This is a genomic window from Bradyrhizobium ingae, from assembly GCF_055791185.1.
In genome coordinates, this window is sequence record NZ_JBVUBB010000048.1 from 20,998 (window position 1) to 38,672 (window position 17,675).

General features: G+C 63.6%; 18 protein-coding genes. 14 read left to right on the forward strand and 4 right to left on the reverse strand.

Annotated elements, in window-relative coordinates:
- Positions 1-32: 32 nt before the first annotated feature.
- Positions 33-833 carry a fumarylacetoacetate hydrolase family protein gene (locus ACV1FX_RS37600; RefSeq protein WP_473122563.1) on the forward strand — a complete coding sequence of 267 codons (801 nt, stop codon included), beginning with the start codon at positions 33-35 and terminating at the stop codon, positions 831-833.
- A gap of 134 nt (positions 834-967) precedes the next feature.
- Positions 968-1,354 (forward strand): hypothetical protein, encoded by a 387-nt coding sequence (locus ACV1FX_RS37605; RefSeq protein ID WP_473122564.1) that lies wholly within the window; start codon positions 968-970, stop codon positions 1,352-1,354.
- A gap of 44 nt (positions 1,355-1,398) precedes the next feature.
- On the opposite strand, the gene ACV1FX_RS37610 is transcribed toward ACV1FX_RS37605, so the two are convergent.
- Positions 1,399-2,250, reverse strand: a complete 852-nt coding sequence (locus tag ACV1FX_RS37610) for an HpcH/HpaI aldolase/citrate lyase family protein (protein ID WP_473122565.1) — start codon at positions 2,248-2,250, stop codon at positions 1,399-1,401.
- A 216-nt stretch (positions 2,251-2,466) separates the two neighbouring features.
- Between ACV1FX_RS37610 and ACV1FX_RS37615 the strand changes: the two genes are divergently transcribed.
- Positions 2,467-3,633, forward strand: a complete 1,167-nt coding sequence (locus ACV1FX_RS37615; protein WP_473122566.1) for an acyl-CoA dehydrogenase family protein — start codon at positions 2,467-2,469, stop codon at positions 3,631-3,633.
- 2 nt (positions 3,634-3,635) lie between these two features.
- Here the strand turns inward: ACV1FX_RS37615 and ACV1FX_RS37620 are convergent, their stop codons facing one another.
- The 3 genes from ACV1FX_RS37620 to ACV1FX_RS37630 all read right to left on the reverse strand — a co-directional run bounded on the left by ACV1FX_RS37620 (position 3,636) and on the right by ACV1FX_RS37630 (position 7,909).
- A complete protein-coding gene (locus ACV1FX_RS37620) occupies positions 3,636-4,166 on the reverse strand; it encodes a hypothetical protein (protein WP_473122567.1) in 531 nt (176 codons plus the stop codon).
- Positions 4,167-4,180: 14 nt separating this feature from the next.
- A complete protein-coding gene (locus tag ACV1FX_RS37625; protein ID WP_473122568.1) occupies positions 4,181-5,491 on the reverse strand; it encodes a hypothetical protein in 1,311 nt (436 codons plus the stop codon).
- 66 nt (positions 5,492-5,557) lie between these two features.
- Entirely contained in the window at positions 5,558-7,909 is a 2,352-nt protein-coding gene (locus ACV1FX_RS37630; RefSeq protein WP_473122569.1) for a hypothetical protein, read from the reverse strand.
- A 595-nt stretch (positions 7,910-8,504) separates the two neighbouring features.
- Here ACV1FX_RS37630 and ACV1FX_RS37635 point away from each other — a divergent pair.
- From ACV1FX_RS37635 to flgK, 11 genes are all read left to right on the forward strand, one after another.
- On the forward strand, positions 8,505-9,200 hold the full coding sequence (locus tag ACV1FX_RS37635) for an RNA polymerase sigma factor (protein ID WP_473122570.1): 696 nt from the start codon (positions 8,505-8,507) through the stop codon (positions 9,198-9,200).
- Between the two features lie 144 nt (positions 9,201-9,344).
- The gene (locus ACV1FX_RS37640; RefSeq protein WP_473122571.1) at positions 9,345-10,169 is read left to right on the forward strand and encodes a flagellin; all 825 of its coding nucleotides are present in this window, start codon (positions 9,345-9,347) and stop codon (positions 10,167-10,169) included.
- Between the two features lie 64 nt (positions 10,170-10,233).
- Positions 10,234-11,937 (forward strand): flagellar filament capping protein FliD, encoded by a 1,704-nt coding sequence (fliD, locus tag ACV1FX_RS37645; protein ID WP_473122572.1) that lies wholly within the window; start codon positions 10,234-10,236, stop codon positions 11,935-11,937.
- A gap of 14 nt (positions 11,938-11,951) precedes the next feature.
- Complete coding sequence (locus ACV1FX_RS37650) at positions 11,952-12,365, forward strand: flagellar export chaperone FliS (RefSeq protein ID WP_473122592.1); 414 nt, start codon at positions 11,952-11,954, stop codon at positions 12,363-12,365.
- 158 nt (positions 12,366-12,523) lie between these two features.
- On the forward strand, positions 12,524-12,793 hold the full coding sequence (locus ACV1FX_RS37655; RefSeq protein ID WP_473122573.1) for a hypothetical protein: 270 nt from the start codon (positions 12,524-12,526) through the stop codon (positions 12,791-12,793).
- 106 nt (positions 12,794-12,899) lie between these two features.
- A complete protein-coding gene (locus tag ACV1FX_RS37660; protein WP_473122574.1) occupies positions 12,900-13,187 on the forward strand; it encodes a hypothetical protein in 288 nt (95 codons plus the stop codon).
- On the forward strand, positions 13,187-13,852 hold the full coding sequence (locus ACV1FX_RS37665; protein WP_473122575.1) for a flagellar hook assembly protein FlgD: 666 nt from the start codon (positions 13,187-13,189) through the stop codon (positions 13,850-13,852). The genes ACV1FX_RS37660 and ACV1FX_RS37665 overlap by 1 nt, the downstream gene beginning before the upstream one ends.
- A 19-nt stretch (positions 13,853-13,871) precedes the next feature.
- Positions 13,872-15,137 (forward strand): flagellar hook protein FlgE, encoded by a 1,266-nt coding sequence (gene flgE / locus ACV1FX_RS37670; RefSeq protein ID WP_473122576.1) that lies wholly within the window; start codon positions 13,872-13,874, stop codon positions 15,135-15,137.
- A 3-nt stretch (positions 15,138-15,140) separates the two neighbouring features.
- Positions 15,141-15,401 carry a hypothetical protein gene (locus ACV1FX_RS37675; RefSeq protein ID WP_473122577.1) on the forward strand — a complete coding sequence of 87 codons (261 nt, stop codon included), beginning with the start codon at positions 15,141-15,143 and terminating at the stop codon, positions 15,399-15,401.
- Positions 15,402-15,420: 19 nt separating this feature from the next.
- Entirely contained in the window at positions 15,421-15,876 is a 456-nt protein-coding gene (locus tag ACV1FX_RS37680; protein WP_473122578.1) for a flagellar protein FlgN, read from the forward strand.
- A 21-nt stretch (positions 15,877-15,897) separates the two neighbouring features.
- The gene (gene flgK, locus ACV1FX_RS37685; protein WP_473122579.1) at positions 15,898-17,673 is read left to right on the forward strand and encodes a flagellar hook-associated protein FlgK; all 1,776 of its coding nucleotides are present in this window, start codon (positions 15,898-15,900) and stop codon (positions 17,671-17,673) included.
- The last annotated feature ends 2 nt before the right edge of the window (positions 17,674-17,675 follow it).

The window sequence follows — 17,675 nt, forward strand, 5'->3', positions numbered from 1 at the left end:
GGCCCAATTGGATGGCCTCAGGAGCAAAAAAGATGAAAAAGACCTCCTCGCCCTCGCGGCGCGACCTGCTTGCGACCGCCGCCGCGGCAGCGGCGGCCACCATGGCCGAAGCACCGCCAGCCGCCGCGCAAGCGGGATCCAAGCCGATCTTCCCGGTGCCGATGACGACGATTCCGATCGTCGGCGAGACGGATGTGTTCCAGGTCCGACGCATCTACTGCATCGGCCGCAACTACGCCGCGCATGCGATCGAGCGCGGCTCGGATCCGAACCGCGAGCCGCCGTTCTTCTTCCAGAAGCCGACCGATGCGATCCAGAATGTCGCGGTCGGCGAGGTCGCCGAGCATCCTTATCCGTCGCTGACCAAGAACTATCATCATGAGGTCGAGCTCGTTGCCGCGCTGAAATCCGGCGGCACGAATATCCCGCCGGAGAAGGCACTCGACCACGTCTACGGCTACGCGCTCGGCCTCGACATGACCCGGCGCGATTTGCAGAACGGCATGGCCGCGGAGAAGAAGCCGTGGGAGATCGGCAAGAGCTTCGATCATGCCGCAGTGATCGGCCCGATCCATCCGGCGAGCAAGACCGGCCATTTCGAGAAGGGAGCCATTTCGCTGGCGGTGAACGGGACCGTGCGGCAGAGCTCGGATCTCAGCAAGATGATCTGGAGTGTCGCCGAGCAGATCGCGAAGCTCTCTGAGGCCTTCGAGCTCAAGGCCGGAGACATCATCTATTCCGGCACGCCAGAGAATGTCGGCCCCGTGGTAAAGGGCGATGTGCTCCTGTGCAAGCTGGAAGGCCTGCCGGACATGTCGATCAAGATCGTCTAGAAGTCGCTCACGATGCGCTGCATCCGGGCTACTCATCCGAGTTCCATCGGCCGATTGCCCTGTGTTGGGCAATAAACAAACGTCCTGCCGCCATATTTGCGTAAGAAGTGATCTCCTGTGAGGGAGACGCTCCGATGAACAAACCTTCGATGGTCGTGGTTGCGATGCTCGTGCTTGCGCCGGCAGGTGCCGTTGCGCAGGAACGCGCAGGTGATGCGGCCTTGGGAGCCGTTTCGGGTGCTGTCGTGCTCGGGCCGATCGGCGCCGTCGCCGGAGCTTTCGTCGGCTATGCTGCCGGTCCTTCCATTGCGCGGTCGTGGGGTTTGCGGGGATCGCGCACGGCGAGGAGCCACCGCGCGCCACGTGATGGGGGTCGAGTGCCGAGCGCAAGCGCTCCGCCGCGCACGCAGGAGGCGATGAACGCCAATGGTCAAGTGAGACCCGCGAGCGTTTCGCCCGCTCAAGCAACGCCGGCTGCGCCGGCGCCGACCTCGGCGCCGCCCGTTCAGGGATTCGAGTAAAGCTCAGGCCGCCGATCGCCGTTTCGACCCGAACTCATTCTGATCTACGGCAGGCCAAGGATCCTCTTCGCGGCGCGAAGATGCGGCTTGTCGATCATCATGCCGTCGAGGCGCAGCGTGCCGGAATTGGGATTATTGGCGAAGGCCGCGATCACCTTCTCGGCCCAGATACGCTCGGCGTCGGTCGGAGCGAATGCGGCGTTGACGATGTCGACATGTTTCGGGTGGATCAGGGCCTTCGCAGAAAAACCGTCCCGCCGCGCCGCGCGCGTCTCCTGCTCGAGGCCCGTGAGGTTGTCGATGTCTGTATAGACGGTGTCGATCGGCGCCACCTCCGCTGCGGCGGCCGCCATCAGGCAGAGATCGCGTGCCAGCCGGTAGGGGCTATGGAAGACACCACCGCTCGCCTTCTCGGTGGCGCCGATGGAGGCGGAGAGATCTTCGGCACCCCACATCAGGCCAGCGAGGCGCGGGGAGCAATCCTTGTAGGTGCCGAGGCCAAAGACCGAGCTGGCGGTTTCGGTCGCGACACAGACGATGCGGGTCGAGCCAACCGTGGTACCGGCCGCGGCCTCGAACGCATCTAGCCACAGCGCGACCTGGCGGACATCATCGCCACCCTGCGATTTCGGCAGCACGATGCCGTCGGGCACGCCCGGCATGACGGCGGCGAGATCGGCGAGCGTCATGCCGGTGTCGAGTGCATTGACGCGGACATAGAGCTGGTGCTCCCCGCGGCGCCCCTTGAGCATCGCAAGTGCCAGCCCGCGCGCCTCGTCTTTCTTTTCGATAACGACGGAGTCCTCGAGATCGATGATCAAGGCGTCGGCCTTGCCTTCGCTCGCCTTCTCGAATTTGCGGGGGGAGTCGCCCGGCACGAACAACATGGAGCGCATCAGGCTGGCCTCGTCATCGCGATGCAGCGGAATTTGCCGACGATCTGGTCGTTCTGTCCTCGACGATGCCCGCCGTCGGCTGCGACTTGGACTCCCGCACTGCCAGCACCTCCCACGCAGAATTCATGAGCTTGACAGTAAAATTCACATATCTGTACGTTTGCCTCAAGCAAGAATTGGGCGCTGACTTACGAGCCTCCGGCAAAGGAGACCATCATGGATTTCGCGCTCACCGACCAGCAGGAAGCCATCCGCGACGCCATCGCAAAGATCTGCGAAGGCTTTGACGACGCCTATTGGCTGAACAAGGACCGCGAAGGCGGTTTCCCGCACGACTTCCACAAGGCGCTCGCCGATGCCGGCTGGCTCGGCATCTGCGTGCCCGAGGCTTATGGCGGCTCGGGTCTCGGCATCACCGAGGCCGCGATCATGATGCGGACCATCGCTGAATCCGGCGCCGGCATGTCCGGCGCCTCGGCCGTGCATATCAACGTGTTCGGCCTCAATCCCGTCGTCGTGTTCGGCACCGAGGAGCAACGCAAGCGCATGCTGCCGCCGATGGTGGAGGGCCGCGAAAAGGCCTGCTTCGCCGTCACCGAGCCCAACACCGGGCTCAACACCACGCAGCTCAAGACCCGTGCGGTGGCCAGGAACGACCGCTACATCGTCAATGGCCAGAAGGTCTGGATCTCGACCGCCCAGGTCGCGCACAAGATCCTGCTGCTCGCACGAACGACGCCACTTGAGGACGTGCGTTCGCCCACCCATGGTCTCAGCCTGTTCTACACGGATTTCGACCGCAAGCGCATCAAGGTCCACGAGATCGAGAAGATGGGCCGCAAAATCGTCGATTCCAACGAGCTGTTCTTCGAGGATTTCGAGATCCCGATGGAGGATCGGATCGGCGAAGAGGGGCGCGGCTTCGAGTATATTCTCGAAGGCATGAACCCCGAGCGTATCCTCATCGCGGCGGAAGCGGTCGGCCTCGGCAAGCTCGCGCTATCGCGTGCAACCGAATATGCCAAGACCCGCGTTGTCTTCAATCGCCCCATCGGCAAGAACCAGGGCATCCAGCACCCGCTTGCGGTGAACTGGGTCGAGCTCGAGGCGGCCTGGCTGATGGTGATGTCGGCGGCCTGGCAGTATGACAAGGGCATGCCCTGCGGCGCCGCCGCCAATGCCGCAAAATATCTCGCGGGCGAGGCCGGCTTTTCGGCCTGCGAACAAGCGGTGATGACGCATGGCGGCTTTGGCTACGCCAAGGAGTTTCACGTCGAGCGCTATTTGCGCGAGATCCTGATCCCGCGGATTGCGCCGGTCAGCCCGCAGCTCGCGCTCAGCTTCATCGCGGAAAAGGTGCTTGGCCTCGCCAAGTCGTACTAGCCTCAGTTCATCTGCGCGAAGCTCGGCCTGCTCTCGGTGCCGTCGATGATCCCCGGCAGCTCGGTCGCTTCATTCGCGATCATGCCGCTCATCCGCCAGAACAGGTGCGCGAGCCGGGTAAAGGTCTGCCGCTCGCGTTCCATCGGCGACGCCTCTTCCGGAACGGTCAGGGTTTCAAGTCCGACCACGCGGCGCGTGTCCGGCCAGATCGTCATCGATTGCGCGATCGCCGAGAAGCAACGCGGATCGTCGCTGTCATCGGGCGCCGTCGGCAGACCGGGATATTGAACGGGCGCGACGTAAAACTTATAGGCGCCGCATCCGAGCTGAAGCAGGAATTTCTCCGGGATTGCGATGTCGTTGGCAAACGACACCAGCCGCGCATCGCGCAGCATGTTCGGTGCGATCGCGAGCAGATCGCGGGCCGACAGCGCCGAGCAGAAGGACAGGTTCGGGTTGTGCTCGCGGAGCAGCGCGGCAAGCGGTAGCTGCTGTTGGCCGGTTTGGGTGAGCAGGATGATGGTCTTCAGCATCGGAGCGGCTCTCGTCAGGGGATGAGGTGGCAGCGCGTGGCTTCGGCCGCGGCGCTGGCGAAGAAGTCACCGGAAATTTTCTGTCCCGGCACGATCTCGAGGGTGCGATAGCGTGCGAGGCGCGCAGCCTCGCGTGCGGCGTTGACATCGTCCTGCCAGCCGCACAGCGACAGCTCGAACCGTCCGTAACCGCCGCAGTCGTTGGCAAAGGCACCGGTCACCGCCTCGACGGTGGTGGCGACCGCACGGGCCTCGTTGGCCTCGACGTCGCGCAGGATCACGGCCACGCCGTTGTCGGCTTCGGCCTCGGAGGTCATGACCATGAAGGTATCGCGCGCGCCGGTCCGGCCGGCACGGCGGGCCGCGCGCACGAGGGAGGCGAAGCTTGGATCGGGTCCGAGCTCGGTCGTGGTCGCCGTCTGGGCATGGATGATGGCGGCGCGGGTTGCTGCGAGGTCACCCGTCATCGCGTGATAGGAGCGGGGCAGCCAAACCGTGTCGAGCGGGCCATGTGAGGAGGCGTGGCTCCAGGCCTGGTCGAGCAGATAACCCTCCCAGATCGTGGGATGGGAGGCGGCGAGGTGATGCCATGCTTGCAGCAATTGCTCAGCGCCGGTCGTGCGGCCGAGATAGAGCGTGCGCGCCGACATCTCCCAGCGGTTCCACTTGTGAAGGGCGACGTCGCAGCCAAGCGAGGATGGCAGCAGAGGGGCCTCGCGGAGCACTGCGCCGGCCTCGATGAATAGCAGCGGTTCGCGGTAGCGGCTCCACATCCGCGCGATGAACTCGGCCTTCTCGAAGCAAAGCACCTCTTCGCCGAGCTCGGCTGCGATCGGCTCGATATGGCTGTCGAGCTCAAAAGCCTCGAGCGAGCGCTGCAAGGCGCGGATTGCATCGGGGTCCGTGCCGTAGGGGTAGTAGGAGATGACACGCGGCCGCACCGTGCATTCATCCGCGGCTGCGAGAACCCTCGACCAGCCGATCCCGCCCCACCACATCTCATGCGGGCCCTCGGCGCTCGGGCCGACCGTACCGAACTCGGTCAGCTTCGACTTGAGGAAGTCGAAGCCCGGGTTTTCGCTGAACGGAATGACGATCGCGCAGCCGGGAGTCAGGGTGCGGTAGAACAGCTCGGCCGCAGCGCCGCTCGGCGGCTCGGTCAGGATGATCACCCCGCCGCTCCGGCGGCCTTCATGCGTTATCCGCACCGTCGGGGCGCCGTAGCGGCCGACCAGCCAGCCGAGGCGATGGCCCTGCGCGTCGCCGAGCCTGATGCCGGCCGTGCGCAAAAGGCGCTCAAGATCTGTCTGCGTTCCGTCCGTCAACTCCGTGCCCCCTCATTTCGCATCGGCCCTTGGGCTTCAACGGGCGAGGGGGTGCGATCAGGCGGATTATTCGAGCGCGGTGGCGAGGATTCGAGCGTGACTGAGCGAGGTGAGCGCCACCGAATAGACCGCGATGTCCCGCGCCATCGGGGCAATCGGGATCAAGAGGCAGCCATCGTCGTTCTCGGCGTAGTAATGGGAGCCGTTACGCTGGAGCCCGGCATGGACCAGGCCGTCGGCGGCGATCCGCACCACCTCCTGGCTTTCCGCCGCGTCGCGAACGCTGTCGCCGCTCTGGACGGTCACGCCGTGAAGGAGCCCCTCGCGGGCCAGCTTTGCCAGCGGCACGGCAATCGTCGCGACCGCCATCGCCCGCGATAGCGGGATGCGCAGGCGCAGCTCGCCAAGTCCGGTACGATGGACGGTCACCGTTTCCATCGAGGCGGCGCCGTCGGCTCGGAACAGGCCGACCTGCAACGTACCGCAAGGTGCCTCCTCGAATACATCGGCCGGCAGTCGGTTTGCACCGAACAGTGCGTACAGATAGGAGTAAGACGGCGACAGGCCCGCAAAGCTGCCGGCGAGCCACATCGGCGGTGCTGCCGAGGTGCAGGCGGCGGAAAGGCCGCGCGCGGTAAGCTGGTTGCGGACGAACTCGCCATCCAGCAGCGGCGCCAAAGCATGGGTGCCGAGGTTGACATCGTGCTTCAAACCGCCGAGCAGCGCGATCTCGTCATCATCCGGCAGCAGCAACAGGCGCCCCAGCGTCGCCGCGCTCCAGCTTGCGGCGACATCGCGCGCAGCGAACGGCAGCAGGTCGTATTCGGAGGCGACCTTGTCCGCGCTCGCCGCGAAGGCCAGCGCACCCGACTGGATCTCAGCAGCCAGCGCGATCTGCTCGATGGGGCGCGGATTGATCTCGCGCAGGACGGTCTCGTCCTGATAGTCGCGCACCGAGCCGTCGGCCGAGCAGCAGATCTGCTCGAGCAATGCGACATTGCGGATCAGCATGCGCTTGACGTGGGGCGTGACCACGAGATCGGAAATGAAGCCTTCCGCAGTATCGCCCTCGGCGATGTCGTCGAAGGCGTCGTCGAGCGAGATCAGATATGCACCGTGCAGGCGGATATCGATGCCTTCCAGGTCGAAGATGCGGCGCAGCGCCTTCTGCACGCTGCCGGAATAGCCGAGATCGGCGAGCACGAGGTCGGTGCAATCGTCGAATCCGGGGATGGTGTGGCGGAGATAAGCGAGCAGGCGGGCGCGCAGGCCGGCGGCCAGCTCAGTGATCTCGGCGGCGTCCATCAGATCCGGCAGCGCGTCGGCGAGCTCGTCGCCGGGCGCGATCCCGTCCGGATAGTTTGCAAAGAAGGCGGCGACCTTCGGCGGCAGGATCTTGATCATGTCACGCAGCGTCGGTGCGTCGATTCTGAGCACCTTGCCGAGGAGATCGCAGAGCGGCTCCATCGAATCGGCCGAGCCGATCAGGCTGACGCGGCGATTGATCTCGACATAGGCCGACGTTGCGCCGTGGCGTTCCTGCCAGATCCGGTGCGACAAGAATCCGTCGCGGCCGAGGAAGCCGAGTGCGACGTGGCGGCCGGGCTGCGCCAGCGCCTCGTAGCGGGCCGCGACGAAGGCGTCGAACGCCGTCATCACCGAACCGACCACGGTCATGCCCAACTGGAACGCCGGCGACTTCTCCGCGCTGCGCGCCGCCACCATCCGCCGCAGCGTGCGCGCGCCATGGTCGAGCCGCGATGGCTTGCCCGGGCACAACAAGTCGAACATCGCGGTCTCGCGCTGGAGCTTCGCGGCCAATGGCGCCGAGGCCTGCGGATAGTAGCGGGGACGGATGCCGTGGCGCCGTGCGCCCTTGATGTCGGCGCTTTCATTGTCGCCGACGTGAAAGCACGCGGCCGGATCGACGCCCTGATCGGCGATGTATCTGGCGAACAAGGATTCGCCCTTGCTGCTGCCGTGGTCGCAGGACGCATAGAGGAAGTCCCAGGCAAGGCCGGGATGGCACGCGTGCAGCAGGCGGGCGAGCCGCATGGAATCCCAGTAGGTGTCCGAGATGAATCCGGTGCGATGACCGGCCCGCTTCATGTCGAGATATTGCTGAAGCATTTCAGGATTGACGCGGCATAGCTCGAGCTCGGCGGTGAACTCGGCCTCGACGAGGTCGTCGAGATTGCGGCGATCGAGCCCGAACAGCTTGAATGGAAAATAGGAATAGATCTCGGCGATGCGCACTTCGCTAGAGCCGCGTTCGTCCTTCGCGGTTCGGCGCGCGCGCGATTCGGCCTGGATGCGATGCTGAACGAAACTGACGGAAACGTTCGGACATATTCCTGAAATGCCGGACAGCTCGTAAGTCCTTTCAAATACGCCATCTGGCGTCGTGCATGCGCGCATCAGAAATGTATCGAAAACATCGAATGACCAAGCAGAAACAATTCTCGTCCGACGTTTCGCGTCGGCCGTCGCGATCTTCATGCTGCAATTCCCTGCCAATCGAATTGATTAACGCTGCTGTGTTGCAAGTCAGGCGCGATCGCGACGAAAAAAGTTCGCGCGCGATTCAAAACTGCGCATGTCGCGACTGACAGATTCAAAAAATCCGCTAGGTTCGAAAACGGTGATTCGGCAAAAATTGCCGAGTGAGAAAATCGTCTCGCGTTCATTCACACTTGGACACAATCGATCGCCGCGTGCCTCGCGCGCAGAGCGCGTGTTCGTTTTAGTGCCGTGTATCTCCTCGAGTTTTTGAAGCTGCATCTGTTCGGGATGAGTGATCCGCATATGACGCGAGACGATGTCGATGATTGCTGGACGGGGACGCGCGCTTCGCGCGACGTCGGCAATTGTTGCCGGTCACTCGGCAAAAGATTCCGGATAACATCTTGAAAAATAACAAAAATTCTCCGCCTGGATTGGTTTGCTCCTGCGTTCAACGCTTGGAAGCCGTGTGGAATATGCGCCGCCGGCATTGCGGGTTGGAGATTGCGGGATGAGTTACGCGCTTGATGTCTGGGCGCCCGCCGAGGCCGAAGTCACGACGACGGTGCCGGTCGACGAGACCTTGCCAGTGATGCCGTCGGCACCGCTCGCGCCGGACGCCCAACCGGTTGCCGAGATCGTTCTCGATGAAGACAGCGAGCTGCTCGATCGCCTTGCGACCGGTGACGAAGCGGCGTTCCGCATGCTGGTTGAACGTCATATCGATCGCGCCTATGCGATCGCGCTGCGCATCGTCGGCAATGCAGCGGATGCCGAGGACGTGGTGCAGGACACCATGCTCAAGATCTGGAGCCATCGCGGACGTTGGCAGCACGGTCGTGCCAAGTTCTCGACCTGGCTCTACCGGGTCATCTCCAACCGCTGCATCGATCTGCGCCGCAAGCCGCGCACGGAGAACGTCGACACGGTGCCGGAAGTCGCCGATGGTCAGCCTGATGCAGCCGACATTATCGAGCGCAACGAGCTGAACGACATGCTGGAGGTCGCGATGCAGCGGCTGCCCGAGCAGCAACGCATCGCGGTGATCCTGTCGTATCATGAGAACATGAGCAACGGCGAGATCGCCCAGGTGATGGACACCACGGTCGCTGCGGTGGAGTCGCTTCTCAAGCGCGGCCGCCAGCAGCTTCGCCAGCTTCTTCGGCGGCACGAGCGCGACATCCGCACCGCGTTTACCGACTGCTAACCATAAAATCCTGCATCTTAAAATTTTTTCGCCTGATCTTCTTGCGCTCCGTCGTTTGAGCGAACGGACGGGGCTGCGCCCGCGTCGTCGTCAATCGCTTAATCACGATGCGGCACGTCATGCCCATCAGCACAGGAGCCTGCAATGCCCGCGATTTCCACCAATACCGCTGCGAACGCCGCAGTCCGCTACCTCAACATCAACTCCTCGCAGGAGACCAGCGCCCTCTCGAAGCTGTCGAGCGGCTCGCGCATCACCTCCGCTTCCGACGACGCCGCCGGTCTTGCGATCTCGACCCGCATCTCCTCGGACGTCACCACGCTGCAGCAGGCCGCGACCAACGCATCGCAGGCGACCGCGATCCTGCAGACCGCCGACGGCGGCGCCTCGAACATCTCTGACATCCTCGCCCGCATGAAGTCGCTGGCGTCCGAGTCGTCCTCTGGCACCACGACCGACTCCAGCCGCGGCTATATCCAATCGGAATTCTCGCAGCTCACGAGCGAAATCGATTCCATCGCGAGCGGCACGCGCTATTCCAGCCAGAGCCTGCTCGACGGCACCAGCGTGTTCTCCTCCGGTGTTGCCGTTCTGGTTGGCTCGTCCAGCTCGGACACCATCACCATCACTCTGTCGAGTCTGACGGCGACCTCGCTCTCCGTCTCATCGCTCGACGTCAGCACACAGTCGGGTGCGACCTCGGCGCTGGACATACTGGACTCCGCGATCGACACGGTCTCGGCCGCGCGCGCCTCGATCGGTGCGCAGGAATCCCGTTTCAACTTCTCCTCGGACTCGATCTCGACCCAGACCCAGAATCTTCAATCGGCGAACTCGGCGATCAAGGACGTGGATATCGCGGCCGAGCAGGCCACGCTGTCCTCGGCCGAAGTGAAGACCCAGGCCGCGGTGTCGGCGGAATCCGCAGCGAACCAGATGCCGCAGTATCTGCTCAAGCTGCTCGGCTAACGATCGTATTTCCGGGCCGGCATGAGGCCGGCCCGGTTCTTCCTGCGATGGATCGGGCACTGAAGTGACCAGCGTCAGTTCGAGCACAAGCGGCACGTCGACCTCCAGTTCGAGCACCTCGAGCGCCTCCTCGGTGACCACGACCGGAACAACCACGTCGACCAGCCTCGACTGGAGCGCGCTGATCACTGCGGCGGTGAATGCCAAGCTCACGGCTGCGACGACGATCTCGACCTCGATCACGAACAACGAAGCCAAGGTCACAGCCTACCAGACTCTTCAGACCGATTTGAAGACGCTCTATTCCGGCCTTTCGTCGCTCGCAACGTCTACCATCAACTCGCTCGCGACCAACGTATTCGCAACGCGCGCTGCGACCATCAGCTCGACCGGCGACGTCAGCGCGTCATCCGCCCTGTCCATGAGTGTCGGCAATGGTGCCGCGACCGGCGACCATACGCTGACCATCAGTCAGATCGCGACCGCGCAGAAGGTGGTCGGCACGGCGCAGTCCAGCGAGAGCGACGCACTCGGCTATACCGGCACGTTCTCGCTCGGACTCGGCAGCGGCACCACCGCGAGCATCAGCGTGACGAGCACGATGTCGCTCCAGGACATCGTCGACGCCGTCAACGCCCAGACCTCGACGACCAATGTCCAGGCGTCGATCGTCCAGGTGTCGAGCGGCTCGTACGAGATGGTGCTGACGGGGACCGAAGATGCCGAGGATATCAGCTATTCCAGCACGTCCGGCGACGACATCCTGAACGAGTTGGGGGTGACCGACAGCTCGGGCTCGTTCTCCGATGTGCTCCAGACCTCGCAGGCGGCCGAGTTCACGCTCGACGGCATTTCGATGACCCGGGATACCAACGACATCACCGACGTCCTGACCGGCGTCACGTTCAATCTTTTGCAGCCGACGACGAGCGGCGCGACGCTGAACATCAGCATCGGGGCGGATACCAGCCAAATCACGTCGGCCCTCACAACCTTCGTCACCAACTACAACGCCTATCGTGATGCGGTCATCGCGCAGCAGGCGACCAATTCGGACGGCACTGCGTCGTCCAGCGCGGTCCTGTTCGGCGACGGCACAATGCGCGACATCACGACCCAGCTTGAAGCCGCGCTCAACAGCACGGTAGGCGGGCTGACCATGGCCGACCTCGGCCTGTCGTTCAACGATTCGAACGAGCTTGAGCTCGACACCAGCACGCTCTCCTCGATCCTGAGCACCAATCTGAGTGGCGTGACCACGCTGCTGTCGGCGCAGACCAAGACGTCGACAAGCCAGCTCAGCGTCGTCAATACCGGAACCTCGCCGCAATCGTTCACGCTGGACGTGGCGGTCGATTCCTCGGGCAATCTGACCTCGGCCTCGGTCGGCGGCGATTCCTCGCTGTTCACGGTGAGCGGCACCACCATCGTCGGCAATGCCGGCACGGCCTATGCGGGCATGGCCTTCATCTATTCGGGAACGACTTCGCAATCGATCACGGTGACGTCGACGTCGGGGATCGCCACGCAGCTCTACCAGATCGCCAAGAACGCGTCGTCGAGCACCGGTTCTCTGCAGACCCTGATCACGAATCTGGAGACGCGCGACGACGACCTGCAGCAGAAGGTCGACGACATCGAAAGCGCCGCGTCGGCCTACCAGACGCAACTGGAAGCCCAGTACGCCAAGTACCAGGCCGCGATCGAGAGCTCCAACAACACGCTGACTTATCTCAAGGCCTTGCTCAACTCCAGCTCGAGTAATTGATAATGCATAATCCGATGGCGTACATGGCCAATCAGGCCTATCGGGGCACGGCGACCACGGTGCCGCCGCTCAAGGCGGTTTCCATGCTGCTTGGCGGCGCGATCACGTTTCTTCAGAAGGCGCTGGCCTCGCAAGAGGCGCGGCGCTTCGAGGAGGGGCACGACTACCTGATGAAGGCGACTGCGATCCTGCGCGGGCTGAGCCACAATCTCGATTTCTCCAAGGGCGGGGCGGTGGCCGACCGGCTGTACGAGACCTACAATGCTCTGATCGTGGCGAGCCTGCGCGCCTATGGCCGCCCGCATGCGCGCGAGAGTTTCCGGCGGATCATCGCCGGCCTGACCGAGCTGCGTGAGGCCTGGGAATTCGTCGACGCCACGACGCGGACCGGCAAGGCCGGCGCAGGCGATTCGGCGCCGAAGCGCTGAGCCCTTCGGGCTGGCTTCCGCTTGGCGCAGGTTCCAGCGGCCCGAACGATGGTTTCTGCGGCCATTCCGCGGGGCAGTGTCGCGTCCGGATGGGCGAATTCGGTTTCCGTCGCCTCTGCAATGCTTTATGACAGGCCCGGGGGTGCGGGACCCGGGCGATGGATGTCACCGAGTTTGAGGATCTGATCGATCGGTTGGGCGAGGACCTGTCCCTCTGGCCCGATGACCGTCGTTCGTCGGCCGAAGGGCTGCTCGGTCATTCCGCCGATGCGCGCGCTCTGCTCGAAACGGCACGCGCTCTCCGCAATGCACTGGCCGCACCGCCGGTGCGGGCACCTGCCGGACTTGCCGATCGCATCGTCGCCGCTGCCAAACGGACGGCCGACCCCGCCAAGCCCCACACCCAGGACGAGACCGCGGGGAATTGAGCTTCCAGCTTCAGGTGCTTCTATAGCTTCGACTTCGAAGCAGACGCCAAACCTTTCGTCACCTCATTCCCACCCGCGCCAGAAGCAATCACCGTGACGTGAGCGCTTGATCCTGCCGCGACATCGTCGCGGCCGCGCTCGCGGATGTGCATATGCGATCATCCCCGATGCAGGCGAGACGAAGGAACACACGTTCTTCGGCGGCTTGTGGATCGGCTTGATCTCGTCGCTTCTCTGGGGCGCACGTACGGCAGATTTTGCCGCCTCGGAAAGCGCGTCGCAGCGCGCGAATCCCCGCCTGAATTCATCGGCCCACGCGTTTCATCAGCACACAGATTTCAACCGCAACCGGATGCGTTCGCCGCGCCGGTTGCAGATGAACCGGGGCTTCTGATGACGGTTTCCGCGACGACTTCCAGCTCGACCACGACAACGTCGACCAGCTCTTCGTCGAGCTCATCGTCGACTGCATTGTCGTCGAGCGAATTCCTGAACCTGCTCGTCAGTGAGCTGCAAAACCAGGATCCGCTCAACGCGACGTCGACAACCGACTTCATCAACCAACTGGCTTCCTACGCCAACTTCACCCAGCAGGAAACGATCAACACCAATCTCGGTTCGCTGGCGGGCTCGTTCTCGAGCCTCGTGACGCTGAACTCGGTCAACTACATCGGCCATACCGTCGAGGCGAAGGGCGATACGACGACGTTGAGCAGCGGTTCGGCGACGTATGGCTACTCACTGTCCGCAGCGTCCTCGAACGTGGCCATCACGATCAAGGATTCCTCCGGCAGCACGGTCTATACGACCACGACCACCGGCAGCGCTGGTTCCAACACCTTCACCTGGGACGGCAAGGATTCCAGCGGCAACCAGCTCACCGACGGCGGCAAGTACACGATCTCGGTGACCGCGACGGACTCGGCCGGCAACTCGGTCCTCAATTACACGACCGTCACCGGCACGGTGACCGGCATCGACACCTCGGACTCCACGCCATCGCTCACGGTGAACGGCGTCGCCATCAGCGCCGCCAACATCATCGGCGTCACGTCCTGATTTCTCCCGGAGTCCGATTATGAGTCTCAGCGGCGCACTTTCCTCGGCAATCTCCGCGCTCAACGCGCAGAGCCAGTCCTTGTCGATGATCAGCGACAACATCGCCAATTCCGACACGACCGGGTACAAGACGACGTCAGCGATGTTCGACGACCTCGTCACCGCGTCGAGCAACGCGACCTCCTATGCCTCGGGTGGCGTCACGGTCTCCGGCCGGGCCAATATCACCCAGCAGGGCCTCTTGGCCGCGACATCCAACGCGACCGACGTCGCGATCCAGGGCTCGGGCTTCTTCGTGGCGACCAACGCAACGTCCGGCGGCACGGTTTCCTATACCCGCAACGGCGCCTTCACGATCAACAATGCCGGCTATCTCGAGAACAACGGCTACTATCTCGAAGGCTGGCGCACGGATGCGGACGGAAACGTCACCGGGAATGAGTCGGCCAGCAACCTCGAAGCCATCAACACCCAGGTGGCGTCGACCAGCGGCAGCGCGACGACCAAGACGACGATTGCAGCGAACCTGCCGTCGGACGCCAGCACAGGCGACACCTACACCAGCTCGATGACGGTCTACGACTCGCTCGGTGCAGCGAACTCGATCGGGATCACCTGGACAAAGACCGGCACCAACACCTGGAGCGCGAGCTTTGCCGATCCGACCTCGGCATCGGATACCTCGACCACGACCGGAACGACCAGCGGCACGGTCGATATCACCTTCAACAGCGACGGTTCGCTGGCGAGCACGAGCCCGAGCCCGGCGACCATCTCCGTATCTGGCTGGACCGACGGCGCAGCCGACAGCACCATCACGCTGGATATGGGCACCGCTGGTGGAACCGACGGCCTGACGCAATATGCGTCCGGCGAGACGACGCCATCCGTCAACGTCACCAGCATCACCTCGGACGGCCTGTCCTACGGCACGCTGTCGAGCATCGCGATCGGCAAGAATGGCGTGGTCGATGCCACCTATTCCAACGGCAAGACGATCGCGATCTACAAGATCGCGGTGGCGACCTTCGCGGATCCCAATGGTCTTTCCGCCAGTAGCGACCAGATGTATTCGGCGACCGTGGCGTCGGGCGATCCCACGTTGCAAGCCTCAGGCGAGAACGGCGCCGGCACGATCTACGGCAGCGAGCTCGAATCCTCCACCACCGACACCTCCAGCCAGTTCTCCAGCATGATCTCGGCGCAGCAGGCCTATTCGGCCGCTTCGCAGGTCATTTCGACCGTCAACAAGATGTACGACACCCTGATCTCGGCGATGAGGTAGGCGATGCACGGCGAGAAAGCCAACGCTGTCGGCGAGGCGCTGCTCCTGCGGCTGCGGCGGCTGGTGGCCCGCGCCGGCTCCGCGCGCGGTGCTGACCGAAGGCAACTGCTTGCCTTGCTCGACGATATCGAAACCACGCGCCGTGGCCTGATCCGCGAATGCCAGACTATCGAGGACGAGACGCGGCGGACCACGGTGAGAACGACGGCGATCGGTGCGTATCTGCGCGGCTCGCAGATGAATCGCGGCCGGCGGCACAATTGAGACCATGAGAGCAATGAACATGAAACAGGCTCAAATCACCAGGAACAGCGCCACGGAGGGCGATGCACGCATCAAGTCGCTGATCACGCTGATCGATGGCTTGACCGCGCTGGTCGCCGAAGAGAATGCGGAACTCGCGAGGGGCCTTCCGGCCTCGCGCCTCAAGCAGGTGGACGAGAAGAACCGGCTGGCCGATATCTTCGAAAGGACCGTTGCGGAGTGCGCCGCCGGCTCAACCAGCCTGCATGTGCGCGACCGGATGCTGCGCGAGCAGCTCATGGAACGGATCCTGAAGCTGCGCGCGGCGATGGACGAGAACCTGGTGCGTCTGCGCGCGGCGATCGAGGCCAGCAACCGTCGGATCGAGGCCGTGATGCAGGCGATCCGCGAGCAGATCGCAGCGGTGTCGCCCTATGGCGCATCGGGCCGCCTTGCCTCGCGCGCGGTCTCAAGCGGCACGATCCGGCAGGCTTGAGACCAGGAAGGGGCAACCGCCGTGTCGCTCGATATCGCACGATTGGTCGCCTTCAGCGGGCTTTCGGCCACGCAAGTCCAGATCAGCGTGGCGTCGTCGAACATCTCGAACGCCGACACGACGGGCTATACCGAGAAGAGCGCGAACCAGTCGAGCAGCGTCACCAACGGGGTCGGTACTGGCGTCACGGTGACGGGTATCACCTCGAACGTCGACAAGCTGCTCCTGAAGTCGCTGGTCGCTGCGACGTCCGACCTCGGCTCGGCCGACACCACGAACTCGTATCTGACCTCGCTCGAGAAGCTCTACGGCTCGACCAGCAGCTCCGATTCATCCTCGACCGGGACGTCGCTTGCCAACACGATAGCGTCGCTGGAATCGGCGCTGACCTCGCTAGCCAGCACGCCGAGCAGCGCCTCGCTGCAATCCAACGTCATCAGCGCGCTCGACGACGTCGCGAGCCAGCTGCGCGAGACATCGAGCGGCATCCAGAAGCTGCGCTCCAACGCCGACCAGGACATCTCCTCCTCGATCGATGACGTGAATTCGGACCTGCAGCAGATTGCGGATCTCAACGCGGAGATCAAGCAGACCGCTGCGGCCGGCCAGTCGACCGCCGATCTGGAGGACCAGCGCAACACCGCGCTCCAGGACGTCGCCTCAAAGATGAACGTCAGCTACTATACGGCATCGAACGGCGATCTCCAGATCTACACCAACTCGGGGCAGGCGCTGGTCGACAGCATGGCGCACACGATCAGTTATACGACGGCGGCCAATGTCTCGTCGTCGACGGTATATACCGCCGGATCGTCGTCCAGCGGCTTCAGCGCCATCACGGTGAACGGGGTGGATATCACCTCCCAGGTCACCGGCGGGGACATCGGCGCTCTCGTCACGCTTCGCGACAAGACTCTTCCGGCTGCGCAATCCCAGCTCGACCAGCTGGCCCAGCAGCTTGCCTCGGCGGTGAACAGCGTGTCGAACAGCGCTTCATCGGTTCCGGCGCCGACGAGCCTAACCGGCACGGCCACCGTGACGAGCTCGACAGCGCTGTCCGCGACGGGCACGGTGCGTCTTGCCGTCACGGATCAGAGCGGCAACCTGGTTTCGTACAGCGATCTTGATCTCTCCTCCTATTCCACGGTCGGAGATCTCGTCAACGACATCAACGGCATTTCCGGGCTCTCGGCGTCGATCGATGCAGACGGTCACCTGACCATCACCTCGACCGACTCCAGCGACGGCGTCGCCATCAACGAGATGACGAGCTCTGTCGGAAGCGCCAGTGAGGGATTCTCGGAGTATTTCGGTCTCAACGATCTGGTCACGGGCACCGGCGCGTCGGATATCGCGGTCAACAGCAGCATCCTCTCCGGCACCGACGAGTTGCAGCTCGCAACGCTGGATTCTTCGTCCAGCCTGACAGTCGGCAGCCAGGTGCTGTCGTCCGGTTCGGCCACGGTCGTCAACGATTTATACGACGGGCTGACGAGCTCCCGGACATTCGCTTCGACCGGCGGGCTGGCCGCCACCACCGGCTCGTTCGCCGATTACGCTGCAGCAATCGTCTCCGACGTCGCAAGCAAGTCCTCGCAGGCGTCCTCCAACTACACTGCCAAGGAGACCGCGCAGTCGACCTATGCGAGCTCGCTTTCCTCGCAATCCGGCGTCAATCTCGACGAAGAGTCGGCGCGGTTGAGTACGCTCCAGAACAAATATTCGGCCGCCTCAGCGCTCATTCAGGCCATCAATACCATGTATTCGGCGCTCATCAGCGCCGTGCAATCGTCCTAAGA

Bases quoted from the DNA above. Each gene is read 5' to 3' on its own strand.
- ACV1FX_RS37600 (WP_473122563.1), top strand. From the start codon at position 33: ATGAAAAAGACCTCCTCGCCCTCGCGGCGCGACCTGCTTGCGACCGCC.
- ACV1FX_RS37605 (WP_473122564.1), top strand. From the start codon at position 968: ATGAACAAACCTTCGATGGTCGTGGTTGCGATGCTCGTGCTTGCGCCG.
- ACV1FX_RS37610 (WP_473122565.1), bottom strand. From the start codon at position 2,250: ATGCGCTCCATGTTGTTCGTGCCGGGCGACTCCCCCCGCAAATTCGAG.
- ACV1FX_RS37615 (WP_473122566.1), top strand. From the start codon at position 2,467: ATGGATTTCGCGCTCACCGACCAGCAGGAAGCCATCCGCGACGCCATC.
- ACV1FX_RS37620 (WP_473122567.1), bottom strand. From the start codon at position 4,166: ATGCTGAAGACCATCATCCTGCTCACCCAAACCGGCCAACAGCAGCTA.
- ACV1FX_RS37630 (WP_473122569.1), bottom strand. From the start codon at position 7,909: ATGCGCGCATGCACGACGCCAGATGGCGTATTTGAAAGGACTTACGAG.
- ACV1FX_RS37635 (WP_473122570.1), top strand. From the start codon at position 8,505: ATGAGTTACGCGCTTGATGTCTGGGCGCCCGCCGAGGCCGAAGTCACG.
- ACV1FX_RS37640 (WP_473122571.1), top strand. From the start codon at position 9,345: ATGCCCGCGATTTCCACCAATACCGCTGCGAACGCCGCAGTCCGCTAC.
- ACV1FX_RS37650 (WP_473122592.1), top strand. From the start codon at position 11,952: ATGGCGTACATGGCCAATCAGGCCTATCGGGGCACGGCGACCACGGTG.
- ACV1FX_RS37655 (WP_473122573.1), top strand. From the start codon at position 12,524: ATGGATGTCACCGAGTTTGAGGATCTGATCGATCGGTTGGGCGAGGAC.
- ACV1FX_RS37665 (WP_473122575.1), top strand. From the start codon at position 13,187: ATGACGGTTTCCGCGACGACTTCCAGCTCGACCACGACAACGTCGACC.
- flgE (WP_473122576.1), top strand. From the start codon at position 13,872: ATGAGTCTCAGCGGCGCACTTTCCTCGGCAATCTCCGCGCTCAACGCG.
- ACV1FX_RS37675 (WP_473122577.1), top strand. From the start codon at position 15,141: ATGCACGGCGAGAAAGCCAACGCTGTCGGCGAGGCGCTGCTCCTGCGG.
- ACV1FX_RS37680 (WP_473122578.1), top strand. From the start codon at position 15,421: ATGAAACAGGCTCAAATCACCAGGAACAGCGCCACGGAGGGCGATGCA.